This window comes from Streptomyces chromofuscus, from assembly GCF_015160875.1.
GTDB classification, from domain to species: Bacteria; Actinomycetota; Actinomycetes; order Streptomycetales; family Streptomycetaceae; genus Streptomyces; species Streptomyces chromofuscus.
This window is the reverse complement of sequence record NZ_CP063374.1, coordinates 3,995,592-4,012,514: the sequence shown is the minus strand read 5'-3', so window position 1 is coordinate 4,012,514 and position 16,923 is coordinate 3,995,592. Positions and strand designations below refer to the sequence as shown.

The 16,923-nt window shown below is 72.4% G+C and carries 12 protein-coding genes, 1 tRNA gene and 2 pseudogenes; 9 read left to right on the top strand and 6 right to left on the bottom strand.

Translation table 11 applies throughout. The features are described 5' to 3' along the window. Positions 1-41 precede the first annotated feature (41 nt). The 3 genes and pseudogenes from cydD to IPT68_RS18110 all read left to right on the top strand — a co-directional run bounded on the left by cydD (position 42) and on the right by IPT68_RS18110 (position 6,514). Positions 42-3,578, top strand: a complete 3,537-nt coding sequence (gene cydD, locus IPT68_RS18120; RefSeq protein WP_189696032.1) for a thiol reductant ABC exporter subunit CydD — start codon at positions 42-44, stop codon at positions 3,576-3,578. A 56-nt stretch (positions 3,579-3,634) separates the two neighbouring features. Continuing rightward, positions 3,635-5,322 (top strand): annotated as a pseudogene (locus IPT68_RS18115) (GAF domain-containing sensor histidine kinase). A 133-nt stretch (positions 5,323-5,455) separates the two neighbouring features. Next, a complete protein-coding gene (locus IPT68_RS18110) occupies positions 5,456-6,514 on the top strand; it encodes a M23 family metallopeptidase (protein ID WP_189696033.1) in 1,059 nt (352 codons plus the stop codon). A gap of 93 nt (positions 6,515-6,607) precedes the next feature. On the opposite strand, the gene IPT68_RS18105 is transcribed toward IPT68_RS18110, so the two are convergent. The 6 genes and pseudogenes from IPT68_RS18105 to IPT68_RS18080 all read right to left on the bottom strand — a co-directional run. After that, complete coding sequence (locus IPT68_RS18105) at positions 6,608-7,534, bottom strand: HAD-IIB family hydrolase (protein WP_189696034.1); 927 nt, start codon at positions 7,532-7,534, stop codon at positions 6,608-6,610. A gap of 98 nt (positions 7,535-7,632) precedes the next feature. Next, entirely contained in the window at positions 7,633-8,535 is a 903-nt protein-coding gene (locus IPT68_RS18100) for an LLM class flavin-dependent oxidoreductase (protein WP_189696035.1), read from the bottom strand. 60 nt (positions 8,536-8,595) lie between these two features. Beyond that, positions 8,596-9,144: an RNA 2'-phosphotransferase gene (locus tag IPT68_RS18095; protein WP_189696036.1), complete on the bottom strand. Its 549-nt coding sequence runs from the start codon at positions 9,142-9,144 to the stop codon at positions 8,596-8,598. A gap of 114 nt (positions 9,145-9,258) precedes the next feature. After that, positions 9,259-10,203, bottom strand: a complete 945-nt coding sequence (locus tag IPT68_RS18090; RefSeq protein ID WP_189696037.1) for a MerR family transcriptional regulator — start codon at positions 10,201-10,203, stop codon at positions 9,259-9,261. Between the two features lie 13 nt (positions 10,204-10,216). Next, entirely contained in the window at positions 10,217-11,974 is a 1,758-nt protein-coding gene (locus IPT68_RS18085; protein WP_189696038.1) for an SDR family oxidoreductase, read from the bottom strand. Between the two features lie 74 nt (positions 11,975-12,048). Next, positions 12,049-12,375 (bottom strand): annotated as a pseudogene (locus IPT68_RS18080) (M24 family metallopeptidase); the annotation flags it as partial. 263 nt (positions 12,376-12,638) lie between these two features. Here IPT68_RS18080 and IPT68_RS18075 point away from each other — a divergent pair. The 6 genes from IPT68_RS18075 to IPT68_RS18050 all read left to right on the top strand — a co-directional run bounded on the left by IPT68_RS18075 (position 12,639) and on the right by IPT68_RS18050 (position 16,902). Further along, the gene (locus IPT68_RS18075; RefSeq protein ID WP_228040571.1) at positions 12,639-13,664 is read left to right on the top strand and encodes an ABC transporter ATP-binding protein; all 1,026 of its coding nucleotides are present in this window, start codon (positions 12,639-12,641) and stop codon (positions 13,662-13,664) included. Beyond that, on the top strand, positions 13,654-14,562 hold the full coding sequence (locus IPT68_RS18070) for an ABC transporter permease (protein ID WP_189696040.1): 909 nt from the start codon (positions 13,654-13,656) through the stop codon (positions 14,560-14,562). Before IPT68_RS18075 ends, IPT68_RS18070 begins: the two co-directional genes overlap by 11 nt. After that, complete coding sequence (locus IPT68_RS18065; RefSeq protein WP_189696041.1) at positions 14,559-15,470, top strand: ABC transporter ATP-binding protein; 912 nt, start codon at positions 14,559-14,561, stop codon at positions 15,468-15,470. Before IPT68_RS18070 ends, IPT68_RS18065 begins: the two co-directional genes overlap by 4 nt. Positions 15,471-15,480: 10 nt before the next feature. Further along, positions 15,481-16,200 (top strand): ABC transporter permease subunit, encoded by a 720-nt coding sequence (locus tag IPT68_RS18060; protein ID WP_189696042.1) that lies wholly within the window; start codon positions 15,481-15,483, stop codon positions 16,198-16,200. Positions 16,201-16,298: 98 nt separating this feature from the next. Continuing rightward, on the top strand, positions 16,299-16,541 hold the full coding sequence (locus tag IPT68_RS18055) for an SGM_3592 family protein (RefSeq protein ID WP_189696043.1): 243 nt from the start codon (positions 16,299-16,301) through the stop codon (positions 16,539-16,541). Positions 16,542-16,811: 270 nt separating this feature from the next. After that, a tRNA-Ser gene (locus IPT68_RS18050) sits at positions 16,812-16,902 on the top strand. The last annotated feature ends 21 nt before the right edge of the window (positions 16,903-16,923 follow it).

Here is a 16,923-nt window from a genome sequence, read left to right as displayed (position 1 = left end):
GGTGTGTTTCACGTGAAACGCACCGCATGGGCCTGAAGGGCATGTTTCACGTGAAACCCATCGATCCGCGTCTCCTGCGCTACGCCCGCGCCACCCGGCTCTTCCTGGTGGTGCTCGTCGGTCTGGGTACCGTCGGCGCCGCGCTCGTCATCGCGCAGGCCATGCTTATCGCCGAGACGGTCGTCGGCGCGTTCCAGCACGGGATGTCCGTCGCTGACCTGCGTACTCCCCTCCTGCTCCTGCTGGCCGTCGCCTGCGGCCGTGCGGTCGTCTCCTGGCTCACCGCACTCGCCTCTCACCGGGCCAGTGCGGCAGTGAAGTCGGAACTGCGCGGACGGCTGCTGGAGCGTGCCGCGCAGCTCGGCCCCGGATGGCTGAGCGGTCGGCGCACCGGATCGCTGGTCGCCCTCGCCACGCGCGGAGTCGACGCCCTCGACGACTACTTCTCGCGCTATCTGCCGCAGCTGGGCCTCGCGGTGGTCGTGCCGATGGCCGTGCTGGCGCGGATCGTCACCGAGGACTGGGTCTCCGCCGCCATCATCGTCGGCACGCTGCCGCTCATCCCGGTCTTCATGGTGCTGATCGGCTGGGCCACCCAGTCCCGGATGGACCGTCAGTGGCGGCTGCTCTCCCAGCTGTCCGGGCACTTCCTGGACGTGGTCGCGGGACTGCCGACCCTCAAGGTGTTCGGCCGGGCCAAGGCGCAGGCCGAGTCGATCAAATGGATCACCGGCGAGTACCGGAAGGCGACGATGCGGACGCTGCGCATCGCGTTTCTGTCGTCGTTCGCGCTGGAATTGCTCGCCACGATCTCGGTGGCCCTGGTCGCGGTGACGATCGGTATGCGGCTCGTGCACGGCGAGATGGACCTCTACATCGGCCTGGTCATCCTGATCCTGGCGCCGGAGGCGTATCTGCCGCTGCGGCAGGTGGGCGCCCAGTACCACGCGGCGGCCGAGGGGCTCGCCGCCGCCGAGGAGATCTTCTCCGTGCTGGAGACGCCGCTGCCGCCGTCCGGCACCCGCACGCCGCCGACGGGTGCGCTGTCCTTCGAGGGCGTGAGCGTCCGTTACCCGGGCCGGGCCGCGGACGCGGTGTCCGAGGTGACCTTCGACGTCGAGCCCGGGGAGACGGTCGCCCTCGTCGGGCCGAGCGGTGTGGGCAAGTCGACGCTGCTGAACGCGCTGCTGGGCTTCGTACGGCCGAGCACGGGACGGGTGCGGGTCGGGGGAGTGGATCTCGCCGAGGTCGATCTGGACCAGTGGCGGGCGCGGATCGCGTGGGTGCCGCAGCGACCGCATCTGTACGCCGGGACGATCGCCGAGAACGTACGGCTGGCGCGGCCCGACGGGGACGACGCGGCCGTACGGCGGGCGCTGGCCGACGCGGGAGCGCTCGCGTTCGTGGACGCCCTCCCGCAGGGCGTCGACACGGTGCTCGGAGAGGACGGGGCCGGGTTGTCCGCGGGTCAGCGGCAGCGGCTCGCCCTGGCGCGGGCGTTCCTCGCGGACCGTCCCGTGCTGCTGCTCGACGAGCCCACGGCCGCGCTCGACGGGGAGACCGAGGCCGAGGTCGTCGCGGCGGTACGGCGGTTGGCGGCCGGGCGCACCGTGCTGCTGGTCGTGCACCGGCCGGCGCTGCTGGGCGTGGCGGACCGGGTGGTGCGGCTGGCGGGGACCGACCAGGTGGTGCGGCAGATGGAGACGGACCGGAGGACGCGGCTGCACGACGCCGTCTCCCCCGCCGGGCCGACGACGCCGACCACCCGTCCGGCCGTTACGGGCCCGGCCCCCGCAGCCCCGCGCTCGACGCGCGAGACCGAACCCGGAACGCGCGGCGCAGGTGGCGTCCGCGCCCTGTCGGCGGCCCGGCGCGGACGGCTGTGTCTGGCGCTGCTGCTCGGCAGCCTCGCCCTCGGCAGTGCCGTCGGGCTCATGGCCACCTCCGGCTGGCTCATCTCCCGGGCCTCGCAGCAGCCGCCCGTGCTCTACCTGATAGTGGCCGTGACCGCGACCCGTGCCTTCGGGATCGGGCGTGCCGTGTTCCGGTACGCCGAGCGACTCGTGTCGCACGACGCGGTGCTGCGGATGCTGGCCGACACCCGGGTCGCCGTCTACGGCCGACTGGAACGGCTGGCGCCCGCCGGCCTGAGCCGGGCCCGCCGGGGCGACCTGCTGGCGCGGCTCGTCACCGACGTGGACGCCCTGCAGGACTACTGGCTCAGGTGGCTGCTGCCCGCCGGTGCCGCGCTCGTCGTGTCCACGGCCGCCGTCGGTTTCACCGGCTGGCTGCTGCCCGAGGCCGGAGCGGTGCTGGCCGCCGGACTGCTCGCGGCCGGCGCCGGCGTCCCGGTGGTCACCGCCGCCGTGGCACGTCGCGCGGAACGCAGGCTCGCCCCCGCCCGAGGAGTGCTCGCGACGCGCGTGGCCGACCTGCTCACCGGCACCCCGGAACTCACCGTGGCCGGTGCTCTGCCCGCGCGTACGGCCCAGACCCGGCGGGCCGACTCGGCCCTGACCCGGATCGCCTCGCGCGCCACCACCGCGACCGCGATCGGCGACGGGCTCACCGCGCTGATCTCCGGCCTGACCGTCACGGCCGCCGCCCTCGTGGGCGCTCAGGCGGTCGCCGCCGGACGGCTGAACGGCGTGGCCATGGCAGCCGTCGTGCTCACCCCGCTGGCAGCGTTCGAGGCGGTGCTGGGAATGCCGCTCGCCGCGCAGTTCCGGCAGCGGGTGCGCAAGAGCGCCGAGCGGGTGCACGAGGTGCTGGACGCCCCCGACCCCGTGCGCGAACCGGAGCGGCCGCGGCAGGCGCCCGTGTCGCCGTTCCCCGTCGTGGTCAAGGGTCTGACGGCCCGGTACCCGGGGCAGGACCGGGACGCTCTCGCCGGGCTCGACCTGAGGCTCGACAAGGGCCGGCGGATCGCCGTGGTCGGCCCCTCCGGGTCGGGCAAGACGACGCTCGCGCAGGTGCTGCTGCGCTTCCTGGACGCGGACGCCGGCGCGTACACGCTGGGCGGCGTGGACGCGTACGCCCTGGACGGCGACGACGTACGGCGGCTGGTCGGGCTGTGCGCCCAGGACGCGCACCTCTTCGACAGTTCGGTCCGCGAGAACCTGCTGCTGGCGCGGCGGGACGCGACGGAGGACGAACTGCGGGACGCGCTCGCGCGGGCGCGGCTGCTCGACTGGGCCGAAAGCCTGCCCGACGGTCTCGACACGCTCGTCGGCGAGCACGGGGCACGGCTGTCCGGCGGGCAGCGGCAGCGGCTGGCGCTGGCCCGCGCGCTGCTGGCCGACTTCCCCGTCCTGGTCCTCGACGAGCCCGCCGAGCACCTCGACCTGGCGACGGCGGACGCGCTCACCGCGGACCTGCTGGACGCGACCGAGGGTCGTACCACCCTGCTGATCACGCACCGGCTGGCCGGGCTGGGCGCCGTGGACGAGGTGATCGTGCTGGACGAGGGCCGCGTCGTGCAGCGCGGGCCGTACGCCGAGCTGGCCGTCGAGGCGGGGCCGCTGCGGGCCATGGCGGAGCGGGAGGCGGAGACGGAACTGCTGGTCGGGGCGAGGTAGCCGGGAAGGGGTCGCTTCCGGGTTTCCGTAACACATCCGGATCCATAGATCGGGGCATGTCCGCAGCGTCGTCGTCCGCTCCTGTGCCGCCCTCCCCGGGGCCGGCCGGCGGGCCGGCGGAGCGGGTGCAGCAGTTGCTGGAGGCCATGCGGTCCGTCGGCAGCGGGCTGGAGCTGCACTCCACGCTGGACCGGATCTGCGAGACGGCGGCGTCGCTCGCGGACGCGCGGTACCCGGCGATCGGAGTGATCGCCCGGGACGGCGGAGGGCTCGCCGACTTCGTCTTCCGGGGCGTCGACGCCGCGACCGCCCGACGCATCGGACGGCTGCCCGACGGGCATCATCGGGGACTGCTCGGCGCGCTCATCCGGGATCCGGAGCCGGTCCGGCTCGCCGATCTGACCGAGAACCCGCGCTCCTGCGGCTTCCCGGCCCACCATCCGCCGATGCGTACCTTCCTCGGGGTTCCATCCGCGTCCGGGGCGAGATCTACGGCAACCTCTCCCTCGCCGGGAAGTGCGGCGGGGAGCCGTTCAGCGACCACGATCTCGGCATGGCGCAGGTGCCGGCCACCGAGGCGGGCATCGCGAACGGCAACGCCCGGTTGTACGAGGCCGCGCAGCAGCGTGAGCGCTGGATCGACGGGTCGGTCGCCGTCACCACCGCCCTGCTGTCCGGCGGTGACACGGACGACGCGCTGCAGGTCGTGGCGGAACAGGCCCGCCGGTTGTCGGGTGCGGCGGCCGGGCTGGTGCTGCTGCCCGCCGACGGGGGCGGCCTGGAGGTGGCGGCCGTCTCCCCGGACCGGCCGTCGAACGCCCTCGGTTCGGTCCTCCCCGTGGACAGCCCGATCGTTGCCGAACTCCTCGACGGCCGGGCGGTGTTCCTGGCGGACGCCGCCGCGGACAGCCGTATGGTCACGGCACTCGCCCGCGACTTCGGGCCGACGATACTGCTGCCGCTGCAGAGCGACGGCCGGGTGGTCGGCGCCCTCGTCACCCCACGGGCGCGCGGCGAGCGGGCGTTCAGCGATACCGAGCGCACCCTCGCCGTCCAGTTCGCCTCGCAGGCGGCGCCGGCCCTGATGACGGCCGAGGCGCAGCGCGACCAGGAGCGGCTCGCGGTGTACGAGGACCGCGACCGTATCGCCCGCAATCTGCACGACCTGGTGATCCAGCGGCTGTTCGCCACCGCGACGACACAGGACGGCGCGCGGCGCGCGTCCCAGGTGCCCGAGGTGCGCGAAGGCGTCGGCAAGGCCGTCGACGCACTCGACGTCACCGTCCAGGAGATCCGCAGCTCCGTCTTCGCGCTCCGCCACGGCCCGTCGGAGGCGCCGCCGGGGCTGCGCACGCGGGTGCTGCGCGAGATCAACACGGCGGCCGTGCCGCTGGGCTTCAGGCCCTCGCACCGCTTCGTCGGCCCCGTGGACACCGTCGTCGACGAGCTCACCGGCAAGAATCTCGTCGCGGCCCTGCGCGAGACCCTCTCCAACGCCTTCCGGCCCGCCGCCGCCTCCCGGATCCACGTCGTTGTCGACGCGACCGCGAAGCTGCCGGACGGCCGCCGCGCGGTACGCCTGACCGTCGCGGACGACGGCGTCGGCATCCCCGAGGGCGGGCGGCGCAGCGGGCTGAGGAACCTCAAGCGCCGCGCCGAGTCGCTCGGCGGCGACAGCCGGCACGGGCCGGGCATCGGGGAGGACGGCGGCGGCACGACGGTGGTGTGGCAGGTGCCGTTCTGACCGACGGCTCGTCACCCCGGGCGGCAGGTGCACCCTGTTCGGCCGTAGCGCTGCTCCATCCGTGCGCGTCGGTTACCCCATGCGTACGACTTCGACAGGACCGGCGACGTCCGTGCGGGACAGGATCGCTGACATGTCGTCATCCTGTCGCCCCAGTTGGCTCGTTCCGGCGCTGCTGTGCGCGCTCGCCGTGCTCGCGGCCCGCCCCGCCGAGACACCTGGGAGGAGCCCGGCCCGGGGTGGCGCCGAGCTCGGGGTCAGCGCCCAGGTGGCGCGGCTGTACGAGGAGGCGGCCGTGGCGACGCGGCAGTACGAGGAGGGGCGGCGCGCGGCCGAGACCGAGCGGACGCGCGCCCGGCAGCTGGACGAACTCCTCGACCGTGAACGCAAGCAGCTCGCCGTCCTGCACAAGGACCTGGGCCGGATCGCTCGCGCCCAGTACCGCAGCGGCGGCGACGTCCCTCTCACCGCGCGCATGCTCCTCACGGACCACCCCGAGGAACTGCTGCGCAGGCAGCACGCGGTGTCGCGGGCGGACCTCGCCGTCACCGACGCGATCAGACGAAGCCGGAGCGCGGAGGCCAGGCTCGCGGCCGACGAGGTGAAGGCCGCGGCGCGGTGGCGGGCGCTGGAGCAGCGGAACGTCGAGCTCGTGGCGCTGAAGGCGGACATCGAGGCGAAGCTGGAGGAGGCCCGCCGGAGATTGCAGGTGCAGGCCGACTCCTCCACCGCGTCGGGCACCTGCCGGGGCGCCGTCCGGCTCGACCAGCCGCACAAGTCGGTCAGGCGCGCGTGGGTCGCGCCGGTGCGGGAGTACGAGTTGTCCGCGCCGTTCGGCAGCGGTGGGGCCAGGTGGGCGAACCGGCACACCGGGCAGGACTTCGCGGTGCCGATCGGCACGCCCGTGCGGTCGGTCGGCGGCGGCCGGGTCGTGAGGGTGTCCTGCGGCGGCGCCTTCGGCATCCAGATCGTGGTCGCCCACCCCGGCGGCTACTACACGCAGTACGCGCACCTCGCCTCGGTCGCCGTCGACCAGGGGGAGCGCTTGGTGCCGGGGCAGTGGATCGGTCAGTCGGGCACGACCGGCAACTCGACCGGCCCGCACCTGCACTTCGAGGTACGGGTCACCCCGGAACTGGGATCGGGCGTGGACCCGGTGCCGTGGCTGGCGGCACGAGGAGTGCGCCTCTGACGCCGACAGCCCGGCCGCGGCGACGTGCGGGCTGTTCCCGACCGCCGAGTACGGATGACGACACGCGGGCGGACCTGCACTCCCCGTGGACCGTCAGAGGCGCTCCGCCAGCATCCGCTCGATCACGACTGCCACCCCGTCGTCGTTGTTGGCGATCGTCCGGCCGGACGCCGCGGCGATCACCTCCGGGTGGGCGTTGCCCATGGCGTACGACTGGCCGGCCCAGGTGAGCATCTCCACGTCGTTGGGCATGTCGCCGAAGGCGACGACCTCCTCGTGGGAGATGCCGCGCTCGGCGCAGCACAGGGCGAGCGTGCTGGCCTTGGAGACGCCGGGGCCGCTGATCTCCAGCAGGGCGCTGGGGCTGGACCGGGTGACGTTGGCGCGCTCGCCGATGGCGAGTCGGGCCAGGGTGAGGAAGGCGTCCGGGTCGATCTCGGGGTGGTAGGCGAGGATCTTGAGTACGGGTTCGCCCGCCCCGGGCGCGTCCGGTGCCAGCAGACGCTCGGCCGGCGCGAGCGTGTCCGGGATCTCCATGTGCAGCTTCGGGTAGTCCGGCTCCTGGTAGAAGCCGTACGTCTGCTCGATCGCGTACACCGTGCCGGGCGCCGCGTCCCGCAGCAGCCGTACGGCGTCCAGCGCGTTCTCCCGTGCCAGCTCCCGGACCTTCACGAACCGGTGGGTGCCGGGGCCGCCGTGCAGGTCGACCACGGCGGCACCGTTGCCGCAGATCGCGAGGCCGTGACCGTGGACGTGGTCGCTGACGACGTCCATCCAGCGGGCCGGGCGGCCGGTGACGAAGAAGACCTCGATGCCCGCCTCCTCGGCGGCCGCGAGGGCGGCGATCGTCCGCGGGGACAGCGACTTGTCGTCGCGCAGCAACGTGCCGTCGAGATCGGTGGCGATCAGCCGAGGCGGAACCATGGGGGTACCTCCCTGCTCGAGCGAGGTCGAGCGCTGTGGGGAGGCCGGGGTCTCTGGCTGTCTCGTCGCTGGATTCACCCGGCCATTCTCGCGCATATGCCTGCACGGGCGTGCGGAAGTCCGCACATGTGAGTGGATGCCGCCGCCCACACCGGTGCGCCGGCGTTTCGCAGGCTCGCTTCGGAGGAGCCGGCTCACACCAGCTGTGCCGCTGCCTCCATCGCGATCCGCTCGAAGACCTTCTCCTGCGCGGCGAAGTCCGAGTCCGGGATGGGCCAGTGGATCACGATCTCCGTGAAGCCCAGTTCCTGGTGCCGCCCCGCGAAGTCCACGAACGCGTCGAGGGACTCCAGGGGCCGGCCGCGGTCCGGGGTGAACCCGGTGAGCAGAATCTTGTCCAGGCGGGCGAAGTCTCGGCCGCTCGCGGCGCAGGCGTCCGCGAGCCGCTCGGTCTGCCGGCGAATGGCCTGAACCGACTGTGCGGGGGTGCCGTCCTCGTACAGCTTGGGATCGCCGGTGGTGACCCATGCCTGCCCGTGGCGCGCGGCGAGCGTCAGTCCGCGCGGACCGGTGGCGGCCACCGCGAACGGCAGCCGGGGGCGCTGCACACAGCCGGGGATGTTGCGTGCCTCGTGCGCCGCGTAGTAGTCGCCCTGGTACGACACCGTGTCCTCGGTGAGCAGCCGGTCCAGCAGCGGCACGAACTCGGCGAACCGGTCCGCACGCTCCCTCGGGGTCCAGGCCTCCTGCCCCAGCGCGGTGGCGTCGAAGCCGGTGCCGCCCGCACCGATGCCCAGCGTGATCCGGCCGCCGGAGATGTCGTCGAGGGAGATCAGTTCCTTCGCGAGCGTCACCGGGTGCCGGAAGTTCGGCGAGGTGACCAGGGTGCCCAGTCGCATCCGGTCGGTGACGGCCGCCGCGGCGGTCAGCGTCGGTACGGCACCGAACCAGGGGCCGTCGCGGAAGCTGCGCCAGGACAGGTGGTCGTAGGTGTACGCGGTGTGGAAGCCGAGCTGCTCGGCGCGCTGCCAGGCCGATCGGCCGCCCTCGTGCCAGCGGCGGTACGGGAGGATCACAGTGCTCAGACGCAGACTCATGCATCCGAGCGTAAGCGGCACCCGCCGTTTCACGTGAAACGGTGACCGTGCGTGGCGACGTCAGTGCCGCTCGGCGAAGCGCACGTACTGCGGCGGTACGGCTCGCGTCAGCCACACCCCGTTCGCGCTGACCTGGAACACATGGCCGTCGCGGTGCATCGCACCCGCGTCGATCGTCAGCACCACGGGGCGGCCCCGGCGGGCGCCGACCCGGGTGGCGGTCTCCAGGTCCGCCGAGAGGTGCACGTCGTGGCGGTTCATGGGCCTGAGCCCTTCGGCGCGGATCGCGTCCAGGGCGCCGGCCACGGTGCCGTGGTAGAGGTACGGCGGCGGGGTCGCCGGGGGCAGTCCCAGGTCGACCGTGATGCTGTGGCCCTGACTGGCGCGGATCCGGGTGCCCTCGATCGCGAAGCGCCTCTTGTCGTTCGTGGCAACCACGTGGTCCAGTTCCTCGCGGGTGAAATGGAACCCGTGCGCGGCCGCCGCCGCCACCAGCGTGTCGATCTCGACCCAGCCGCCCTCGTCGAGCGTGAGTCCGATGCGCTCGGGTTGGTGTCGCAGATGCTTCGAGAGGTACTTCGACACCTTCACGGTGCGTCTTTCGTCCATGTCCTCAGCGTGCCGGGAGAGACCTGGATCACGCACTTGATTTTGCGTCACAGGTTTGATCCACAACCAACGGCAGTTATCCACAGGCGTACGGGTGGAACTGTGGACAACTACTCACCCGCCTTGGCCCGATTGGTGGTCGTTCGGACGGTCCGCCCCATGCGAAGCGAGGCGATCCAACGCACGCGCTCGCACCTCCCGTTCGGCGGCGAGCGCGACGAACGTACCCGCCTCCTCGGCGCCGACCAGCTCCTCCACGGCCCGCAGGGTGTCCGCCGGTATGCGCACCAGCCGCGTCTCCTCCTCCGCCAGGCCCGCTCCGCTCCCGCCGAGGTGCCGGCGCAGTTGCCGGGATGCCGACACACGCATCGCGCGGGCGAGTTCCGCGTCCACCGTCTGACGCGCGAGGGGACGCAGTCGTCGTACGAGCGAGGCCGCCTCCGCCGCGTCCGCGTCCGTCGGGCGGCGCGGTCCGTCCAGGTAGCGGGCGAAGACGTGCTCGGTGGTGAACTCCAGGAAGCGGACGGCGATGTGCTCGACCTGAGTCCTCAGCTCCCGCAGATGGTCGGCGATCGCGGACAGCGGCACCCCCGCCGCGTGCAGCTCCACCGCCACGGCCAGCTCCTGGGGACTCGGCACGACGAACAGGTCATCGTCGCCCGGCACCGGCTCCAGGACGCCGAGAGCGACGGCCTGGGCGATCGCCGTGTCGTCGGGAGTGCCGCCGAAGCGTTCGGTCAGTTCGGCGCGGGTGATCCGGGAGGGCTGCTCGTCGGTCCACGGTCCGTCCACCTCGGCCACCAGGCCGAGCACCCCGCCGAGGCCGCGGCCGGTGTCGTGTGCCTCCAGCAACTCCTTGATCGAGGCCAGCGTGTAGCCCCGCTCCAGGAGGTCGGCGATCTGCCGGAGGCGATGGACGTGCGCGTCCGTGTAGGCGTTGGCCCGGCCGCGGCGCTCGGGGCGGGGGAGGACACCGCGGTCCTGGTACGCGCGGATGGTGCGCACGGTCGTGCCGGTGAGGTGCGCCAGGTCCTCGATGCGATAGGTCGGCCCGCTCATGACCGTGCCCCGCTCACAACCGCGGTTCCACCCGGGCGAGCCTGCGCAGCGCGCCCGGCAGGAACCGCGACAACAGATAGGCGCCGCGGGCCTCGGGGGTCACCGGCGCCACCGCTTCGTTGCGCACGACCGCTCGCAGGATGGCGTCGGCGACCTTCTCCGGCGGATAGTTCCGCAGCCCGTACAGGCGTGCGGTCCGCTGCCGGCGCCGCTGCTCCTCCGCCGCGTCCACGCCCGCGAACCGTGCCGTCGCCGTGATGTTCGTGTTGACGATCCCGGGGCACACGGCCGTGACGCCGATGCCCTGTCCGGCGAGCTCCGCGCGCAGGCACTCGCTCAGCATCAGCACGGCGGCCTTGGAGGTGCTGTAGGCGGGCAGCGCCCGTGAGGGCTGGAACGCGGCCGCCGAGGCGGTGTTGACGATGTGGCCGCCCTGCCCGCGTTCGGCCATCTGCCGGCCGAACAGCCGGCAGCCGTGGATGACGCCCCACAGGTTGACGTCGAGGACCTTGCGCCAGTCCTCGGGGGTGGTGTCCAGGAACGAACCGGACAGACCGATCCCGGCGTTGTTCACCAGCACGTCCACGACGCCGTACTCGGCCGCGACTCTTTCCGCGAGTTTCACCATGGCCTGTTCGTCGGAGACGTCGACCGCCTCGGCCCAGGCCACGGGAGCGCCCATCAGGCGGGCCGTCTCCGCGGTCCGGGACGCACCCTCCGCGTCCCGGTCGACGGCGATCACCCGCGCGCCGGCCTCCGCGAACGCGAACGCCGTGGCCCTTCCGATGCCGCTGCCCGCCCCCGTGACGAGCACGAGCTGTCCGCCGAAACGGTCCGCGTACCGGCCGGGCGCCTCGATCACCGGCCTGCCTTCCTCGTTGGCGAGCACGAACTCCTCGATCCAGGCGGCCAGCTGGTCCGGACGAGAGCGCGGGATCCAGTGCCTGGCGGGCAGCGTGCGCCGGGTCAGTTGCGGAGCCCATCGCTCCAGGTCGTCGTACAGCCGCTCGGACAGGAACGCGTCGCCCAGGGGTGTGATGAGCTGCACGGGCGTGTGTGCGTACGCGTCCGGGCGTGGCCTGCGCAGCCGGCGCCGGACGTTGTCCCGGTACAGCCACGCCCCGTGCGCCGCGTCGGCGGGCAGCGACGAGGTCGGGTAGGTGTCGGACGGGATCTTCTCGACGCGCTCCAGGATGCGCGGCCAGTGGGCGCCGAGCGGGCCCCGCCAGACCAGTTCGGGCAGGGCGGGCGTGTGCAGCAGGTACACGTACCAGGACTTGGCGCCCTGGCCGAGGAGCTGGCCGATGCGGCGCGGGGTGGGGCGCCTGAGCCGCCGCCTGATCCAGTGGCCGAAGTGGTCCAGGGACGGTCCCGACATCGAGGTGAACGACGCGATCCGGCCCTCGGTGCGAGGGACGGTGACGAACTCCCAGGACTGCACCGAACCCCAGTCGTGCCCGACCAGGTGCACCGGGCGGTCCGGGCTCACCGCGTCCGCGACGGCCAGGAAGTCGTCCGTCAGTTTCTCCAGCGTGAACCCGCCGCGCAGCGGCCGCGGCGCCGTCGAGCGGCCGTGGCCCCGGACGTCGTACAGCACGACGTGGAAGTGTTCGGCGAGGCGGACCGCGACCTCGGACCACACCTCCTTGCTGTCCGGGTAGCCGTGCACGAGGACGACCGTGGGCTGCTTCGGATCCCCCAGCTCGGCCACGCAGAGCTCGACCCCGCCCGTGCGCACCCGGCGCTCCCGCGCGTCCGCCAACATGGTCACCTCTCCTCCGCCGGGCGCCGCGGTCCCCCACGGCCCTTCAGGGACTGCGTGCCGCACCCGAACGGCCGCAGCGACGATCGGCGCTCGCGCACCTCGCGCAGGATCAGCCCACGGTGTGCCCTCAGGTCGGCCATCAGCATGTTCCGCACGGGGTTGACGCCGAGCGAGCCCGAGCAGCCGATGTCCGCGGCGCGGTCGCCGAACCAGGCGAACGGCAGATGGAACCTGTCCCCCACGCCCCGCTCACCCAGCCACTGGCGCCGCATCCGCGCCGCCTCACGCTCCGTCACACCCGGCTTGAACCGGGCTGCCACGGCCTCCCCGCACGCGCAGGCGAGGCGCTGCACCGTGCGGAACCCGCGCAGCTGCACCGAGCGTTCACTGGTCACTGCCGTCGCCATGGCACCCCGTCCACCGGTTGCGGTACGTGCTCGTCATGTGACATCGGTGAATGTGACAGTTGTTGGAGGCTGCGTCAACAGGCGTGTGCTGGCCTGTGGACAACCGGGCCTGTGGACAACCGCGCGGACGGGGACGAACGGGAGGCGCGCCGTTCGACCTCAGGGGGACCCTCAGGGTCCCGTACTACTCGAGGGTGACTCGAATACGGCTCTGCGGTCTGACGACCGGCGTGGCGCGGATCACTACCGTCTGAGTCGTGACTGTGATCGCGACCGAAAGCCTGAGCAAGCGGTTCCCCCGGGTGACCGCGCTTGACCGGCTCTCCGTGGACGTCGGGCCCGGTGTGACCGGACTCGTCGGAGCCAATGGAGCCGGCAAGTCCACACTGATCAAGATCCTGCTGGGTCTGTCCCCCGCCACCGAGGGCCGCGCCGAAGTGCTCGGACTCGATGTCGCCACCAAGGGCGCCGCCATCCGCGAGCGCGTCGGGTACATGCCGGAGCACGACTGTCTGCCGCCCGACGTCTCGGCCACCGAGTTCGTCGTCCACATGGCGCGCATGTCCGGCCTCCCGCCCGCCGCCGCGCGTGAGCGCACCGCGGACACCCTGCGCCACGTCGGCCTGTACGAGGAGCGCTACCGCCCCATCGGCGGCTACTCCACCGGCATGAAGCAGCGCGTCAAGCTGGCACAGGCCCTCGTCCACGACCCGCAGCTGGTCTTCCTGGACGAGCCGACCAACGGCCTCGACCCCGTCGGCCGGGACGAGATGCTCGGCCTGATCCGCCGCGTCTGGACCGACTTCGGCATCTCCGTGCTGGTCACCTCCCACCTGCTGGGCGAGCTGGAGCGCACCTGCGACCACGTGGTCGTGGTCGACGGCGGCAAGCTCCTGCGCTCCAGCTCCACCACCGACTTCACGCAGACCACGACGACCCTCGCCATCGAGGTGACCGACTCCGACGAGCACCCGGACGGCACCCGCGCGGTGCGCGACGCGCTCCACGCGCGCGGGGTGACCGTCGCCGCCGGCAGCGGACTGCCCGGCGCCGGGCACGTCCTGCTGCTCACCGCGCAGGGCGAGGAGACCTACGACCTGGTCCGGGACACGGTCGCCGACCTGGGCCTCGGCCTGGTGCGCATGGAGCAGCGCCGACACCACATCTCGGAGGTCTTCACGACCGAGACCGGTACCGAAGCCGGCAGCAACAGCACCGGAACCGGCCCCAACGGCACCGGCACCGGCCCCGACGAGCAGCGGAAGGAGGCGGTCCGCCATGGCGGTTGAGCAGCCCGTACCCACGGCGCCGGGTGACCAGACCCGCATCCACAACATCGGCTACCGCACGTACGACGGCCCGCGCCTGGGCCGCGCCTACGCCCGCCGGTCCCTCTACTCGCAGTCCCTGCGCGGTGCCTACGGCCTCGGCCGCTCGGTGAAGTCCAAGGTGCTGCCGATGCTGCTGCTCGTGGTGATGTGCGTGCCCGCGGCCATCATGGTCGCCGTCGCGGTCGCCACCAAGGCGAACGACCTGCCCGTCGACTACACGCGCTACGCGATCATCATGCAGGCCGTGATCAGCCTGTACGTCGCCTCGCAGGCACCCCAGTCGGTCTCTCGCGACCTGCGCTTCAAGACGGTGCCGCTGTACTTCTCGCGGCCCATCGAGACCGCGGACTACGTCCGTGCCAAGTACGCGGCGCTGGCCTCGGCGCTGTTCATCCTCACCGCCGCGCCCCTGCTCGTCCTCTACGCGGGCGCACTGCTGGCCAAGCTCGACTTCGCCGACCAGACCAAGGGATTCGCGCAGGGACTGGTCTCCGTGACACTGCTCTCACTGCTCTTCGCCGGCATCGGCCTGGTCATCGCGTCGGTCACGCCGCGCCGCGGCTTCGGCATCGCCGCCGTGATCGCGGTGCTGACCATCTCCTACGGCGCGGTGTCCACCCTCCAGGCCATCGCGGACGCGCAGGGCACCTCCGACTCCATCGCGTGGATCGGCCTGTTCTCGCCCATCACCCTCATCGACGGAGTGCAGTCCGCCTTCCTGGGGGCGCAGTCCGCGTTCCCCGGCGGGATCGGCCCCACGAAGGGCGAGGGCGTCGTCTACGTCGTCGTCGCGCTGGGCCTCGTCGCCGCGAGCTACGGCCTGCTGATGCGCCGCTACAAGAAGGTGGGCCTGTGACCACGCTCTCCCTCGACCACGTCTCCCGCTGGTTCGGCAACGTGGTCGCCGTCAACGACATCACCATGACCATCGGCCCGGGCGTCACCGGCCTGCTCGGCCCCAACGGCGCCGGGAAGTCCACCCTGATCAACATGATGGGCGGCTTCCTGGCCCCCTCCACCGGCACCGTCACCCTCGACGGGCAGCAGGTGTGGCGCAACGAGCAGATCTACCGGCACATCGGCATCGTCCCCGAGCGGGAGGCGATGTACGACTTCCTCACGGGACGCGAGTTCGTGGTCGCCAACGCCGAGTTGCACGGCCTCGGTGCCAAGGCCGCGCAGCGGGCTCTGGCGACGGTCGAGATGGAGTACGCGCAGGACCGCAAGATCTCCACGTACTCCAAGGGCATGCGGCAGCGCGTGAAGATGGCGTCCGCGCTGGTCCACGACCCGTCGCTGCTCCTGCTGGACGAACCCTTCAACGGCATGGACCCGCGCCAGCGCATGCAGCTGATGGACCTGCTGCGGCGGATGGGCGACGAGGGCCGCACGGTGCTGTTCTCCTCGCACATCCTCGAGGAGGTCGAGCAACTCGCCTGGCACATCGAGGTCGTGGTCGCCGGCCGGCACGCCGCCAGCGGCGACTTCCGCAAGATCCGCCGCCTGATGACCGACCGGCCGCACCGCTACCTGGTGCGTTCCAGCGACGACCGCGCCCTCGCGGCCGCGCTGATCGCCGACCCGTCGACGGCCGGCATCGAAGTGGACCTGACCGAGGGCGCGTTGCGCATCCAGGCCGTCGACTTCGGCCGTTTCACCGCCCTGCTGCCGCGGGTGGCCCGGGACCACGGCATCCGTCTGCTGACGGTCTCGCCGTCCGACGAGTCCCTCGAGTCCGTGTTCTCGTACCTGGTCACGGCGTAGGAGGCCGAAGATGTACGACCCCACAGTCGCCCGGCTCACCTACCGGGCCCTGCTCGGCCGGCGCCGGGCCCTCATCCTCGGCGCGCTGCCCCTGCTGCTGATCGTGATCTCCGTGGTCGTGCGCGCCCTCACCGGCGCCGACGACCAGACCGCATCCGACCTGCTCGGCGGACTCGCGCTCGCCACCATGGTGCCGATCATCGGAGTCATCGCGGGCACGGGCGCGATCGGCCCGGAGATCGACGACGGCTCGGTGGTGTACCTGCTGTCCAAGCCGGTCAAGCGGCCGACGATCATCTTCACCAAGCTGATCGTGGCGATCGCGGTGACCATGGTGTTCTCGGCGGTGCCCACCCTCGTCGCCGGGTTCATCCTGAACGGCAACAGCCAGCAGATCGCCGTCGCGTACACGGTGGCCGCGCTGGTCGCCTCCATCGCTTACGCCGCGCTGTTCCTGCTGCTCGGCACGGTGTCCCGGCACGCGGTGGTGTTCGGTCTGGTGTACGCGCTGGTCTGGGAGGCCCTGTTCGGCTCCCTGGTGGCCGGGGCGCGCACGCTCAGCGTCCAGCAGTGGTCGCTGGCCGTGGCCCACAAGGTCGGCAACGGTGAGCTGGTGACCTCCGACGTCGGGCTGCCGACGGCGACGGTGCTGCTGGTCGCGGTGACCGTGCTCGCCACCTGGTACGCCGGGCAGAAGCTGCGGTCGCTGACGCTCGCCGGCGAGGAGTGAGGGACCGGGCCCCCGACGGGGCCCGGACCTGACGACGGCTTGACCTCCGTCCGAGCACACTGGGCGGAGGGGAGCACCGCACGAACGGGAGGACGGGGATGGCCGACGGGACGTCGCAGCACGAGGATCGCGGACCGTCGGGGGACGACGCCTGGGACGACCTGGTCCTGGACGACGACTTCGTCCGCGCGGCCGGCACGTCGGAACCGTCGGCGCGCGCCCGCATGCTGGGCGCCCGCTGGCGCCGCGAGAAGCCCGAGCCGCAGCCGTGGCGTTCCGACGAGCCGCCGGCGGGCTGGTTCTTCAGCAAGGTCCGTCGGCGCAGGTGGCGAAGGCGGTAGCGGGACTCCGGCCGTCCTTTATTCGGTGGCGCCCAACTCGGCGTACAGGCATGCTGGTTGTGTCCACGACGCCGGACCTGGCCGGCGCCACGCACGGGGAGAGGAGCCGGACGATGTCCATGCACGGCAGTACGTCCAGCTCCCGTCAGGGCAGCCCGAGGCGGACTCCGGAGTAGCCGCTACCGCTCCGTAGAGCCCGCCCCCCACGGGGAGCTGCCCGGGGCGGCCGCTTCGAGCACGCGATGTCGCTCTCGCGTGGGCCGCCCACCCGGAGGATTGGCCGAGTGGTAAGGCACTGGCTTGCTAAGCCATGGTCGGGCCTGGAAAGCCCGCGCACGTTCGATCCGTGCATCCTCCGCCAGACGCGGTCACCGGACCGACC